A 3,216-nucleotide genomic window follows, 5' to 3' on the forward strand; every position below is an offset into this window, starting at 1 on the left:
CCCGAACCCGGCTTGTTCGCCCGCCCCGACGCCTGAGGACCACTCCCCACCCGCGACCAGCGGTCCTTCCCCAACCTCAACCACGAAACGGACACGAGCTCACGTCCGCGCACTCAGAGCACCATCCGCCAGGGTGACGCTCTGGACATCGGAAAGGATGGGGGTCCACACTACAGTCCACTGATCCGAATTACGGACCAGTCTCAGTGTGCTCAGCCGGGGACTCCGTGGTCCGAAGTCCGCGCAGTCCGGCCATGCTCGCCGCGTCCAACGGCATGGCCGTTTCGCAGGTCTGCGACCCACGAGGTCAACCAGCCGTTCTCGCGACGCAACGACGGGAGGATGCTCTGAACGAGCACTTGATCGACCATGTCCTGAGGGACGACCCGTGGTCAGAGGATTCAGTCGACGTGACGCAGTTGCAGCCGCAGCTGTCGATCGATGACGCCTACGCACTGCAGTTCGCGCAGATGGCACGGCGGGCCGACACCGGAGACCGCATCGTCGGGTACAAGGCGGCTGCCACCTCGCTCGGTGCACAGGACGTGCTCGGGTCCGACACACCGGTCCCCACCGTCGGAACCCTGCTCGCGTCTCGTCTCGCCCAGGACGGAGACGAGTTCACGGTCCTGCCCGGCAAGACCTTCGTGGAGGTCGAGATCGCGGCGCTGATCTCCTCCCAGCTGCGCGGTCCGGCCGTGACTCAGCTCGACGTGAGCCGGGCGGTGGGTGCGCTGTGCCCGGCGATCGAGATCGCAGCGTGGTCGCCGGGCGTCGTCGGGGGACGGCGAAGCGTCCATCATTCGATAGCGACGCACAAGACGAACGGCATCGTGGTGGTCGGCGATCCGACGCCGTCTGCCACCGTGCCCGACCTGCGCCTGGAGGGTGCCTACCTCGAGCTTGACGGCGCCGTTGTCGGGTCGGGGACCGGCGTGGAGGCCATGGGGCATCCCTACCGGGTGGTTGCCGCCATCGCGCGACTCCTCGCGGCTCACGGACTCGGTCTCGAGCCAGGCATGGTGGTGATGACCGGTTCGCTGCTCGCACCGTTCGTGCTGCCCCCGGACAAGCGCACGGCCATCGCCTCGTTCACCCGGCTGGGAAGGGTCTCGGTGCGTTTCCATCAGCGCCGTGCCGAACCGCGGGGTGGGGACCGGTGACGAGGAACGACAGGGACACCGCCGGAGGACAACCGATGATCTGGCATCAGCTGTGGGCGCTCGAGTGCGCATACTGGGCCGACGTAGACCTCGGCAGCGGCCTGGAGGCGGCGAGCTTCTACACCGACGACGCGGTATTCGACCTCGGCATGGACGGAGCGCGGCTCGTCGGCCGCTCCGAGATCGCCGACTTCTACGAGCGGCGGCGCGCCCGCGGACCGCGGACCACCGCCCATCTCGTGCACAACTTCACTGTGCTGGAGCACGACGCGGTGGCGGCCCGGACGGCCAGCTACATCGTGCTGCACGCCGCATCCGGCCAAGCGCCCCTCCCCGTCGGCGCCCCGGGAATGATCACAGTCACCCACAACCGGTACCGGTGGAGTGACGACTGCTGGAAGATCGCCGAACGCGTCAGCCAGGTCCTGTTCGTCGCTGAGGACCAGCCGACCTTCGGTCCGGACAGTACGCCCGGCTGAGAGAAGTGACGGCCGACTCCTGCGGCAGAGATGCTGCCCGCGGGTCTTTTGAGACAGGAAGCTGAGACAGGAAGGACGGCAAGATGCCGCGGCCCAACGACGTGCCTTCCCACCCCGACCATGGTGGTCACCCCCACACGAACCGTCCACGCCCCCGGCCACGGAAGCCGAACCTGCCCCTTCGCCGTGGCACGGTCGACTTCAGCGACCAGCAGGGCATGGCCGCGCTGATGGAGCTGATCGGTGATGCCGAGATCCCCCCGGTGGAACAGACCGCCGCCGAACGGTTCGTCGGGGTGACGACTGACGGGACGCCGGTCGACGGGCTGTTCGCTCTTGAGGACGCGGGAGTGGACCCCGCTGCCGCGGCGGAGGCAGCCCGCGGTTTCCTGGCGTCCTTAAGCTCCCGGCAGCGCGCCGCTGCCGCGTTGCCACTCGACGCCGTCGAATGGCAACTGTGGTCCAACGCCTTCCTGACCTTCCCCGAGCACGGGTTGCAGCTGCAGGAGATCAGCGCCGGGCAGCGGGCGGCCGCGCTCGCCGTCATCGAGGCGTCGATCAGCGGGCCAGGTTATGACCAGCTTCGTGCCGCGATGCGCTCCAACGCCTCGCTGGGAGAGGTTGTCGGCGCCTACCTGGACTCCCTGACCGAGTACTGCTACTGGTTCACGGTCTTCGGTGAGCCGAGCCGGACGACCCCGTGGGGCTGGCAACTGTTCGGACACCACATCGTCCTGCACTGCCTCTTCATCGGGAGCCAGATCGTGCTCACGCCGTCCTTCCTCGGCACCGAGTTCGAGGGTGATCTGCTCTTCGCCGAACACCAGCGGACCGCACGGGAGTTCATGGGCTCCTTGACCGCGGTCCAGCGTGACCGGGCACTGCTCCACGGTTCGATGCTCGCGAAGGACCTGCCTCATGAGCTGGCGGGCATTGTGGACGGCCGTCACCGTGCCGGCGCCGGCCAGGACAACCTCGTACTGCCCCAAGTCGGCCTTGAAGGCTCTGACCTGACGGCCGGTCAGCGGGAACTGCTCATGGCTCTGGCCGACCCGTATCTGCTGAACCTGCCCGAGGTCGCACGAGCACACCGTCGATCCCAGCTCGAGCACCACTTGAACCACTCCTTCCTGAGCTGGATCGGTGCGTGGCAGGAGGGCGAGGCCTTCTACTATCGCCTGCACAGCCCGGTCGTCCTGATCGAGTACGACAACCACCCCGGGATCTTCCTCGACAACGACGAGCCGGAACCGATTCACGTCCACACCATCGTGCGGACACCCAATGGCGGGGACTACGGCAAGAACCTTCTCCGTATGCACTACGAGCAGCACCACAGCTGAGCACGCCGCAAGGGTCAGGCCTGCAGGCGACCCGAGACACCCCTTGACCCTCCCAGTGGGCGGGGCCTAGTTTCGTACCATCCAGTGGTCCTGCGGTCCGTAATTCGGACCAACTCTGAACTCCCGCCCATCCGAAGCAGAACGGGGGACGTGGATGGCCGACGACAACCTTCTCCTCCATGATTGGAGCCCGCCCGGCAGGAGTGGATTTCGATAACTGTCTCCTGCCCT

General features: G+C 67.0%; 3 protein-coding genes. All 3 read left to right on the top strand.

Annotated features, from left to right (window positions below):
* Window positions 1–254: 254 nt before the first annotated feature.
* Window positions 255–1,163: a fumarylacetoacetate hydrolase family protein gene (locus ABZ646_RS43575; RefSeq protein ID WP_360532469.1), complete on the top strand. Its 909-nt coding sequence runs from the start codon at window positions 255–257 to the stop codon at window positions 1,161–1,163.
* Between the two features lie 35 nt (window positions 1,164–1,198).
* On the top strand, window positions 1,199–1,642 hold the full coding sequence (locus tag ABZ646_RS43580; protein WP_360532472.1) for a nuclear transport factor 2 family protein: 444 nt from the start codon (window positions 1,199–1,201) through the stop codon (window positions 1,640–1,642).
* Window positions 1,643–1,725: 83 nt separating this feature from the next.
* Window positions 1,726–2,985, top strand: a complete 1,260-nt coding sequence (locus tag ABZ646_RS43585; protein ID WP_360532475.1) for a DUF3500 domain-containing protein — start codon at window positions 1,726–1,728, stop codon at window positions 2,983–2,985.
* The last annotated feature ends 231 nt before the right edge of the window (window positions 2,986–3,216 follow it).

The sequence above is a fragment of the Streptomyces sp. NPDC007162 genome (assembly GCF_040634175.1).
Classification (GTDB): Bacteria; Actinomycetota; Actinomycetes; order Streptomycetales; family Streptomycetaceae; genus Streptomyces.

What these genes read in the sequence shown, in the direction of transcription:
- ABZ646_RS43575 (WP_360532469.1), top strand. Translation starts at nt 255, where the DNA reads ATGCTCGCCGCGTCCAACGGCATGGCCGTTTCGCAGGTCTGCGACCCA.
- ABZ646_RS43580 (WP_360532472.1), top strand. Translation starts at nt 1,199, where the DNA reads ATGATCTGGCATCAGCTGTGGGCGCTCGAGTGCGCATACTGGGCCGAC.
- ABZ646_RS43585 (WP_360532475.1), top strand. Translation starts at nt 1,726, where the DNA reads ATGCCGCGGCCCAACGACGTGCCTTCCCACCCCGACCATGGTGGTCAC.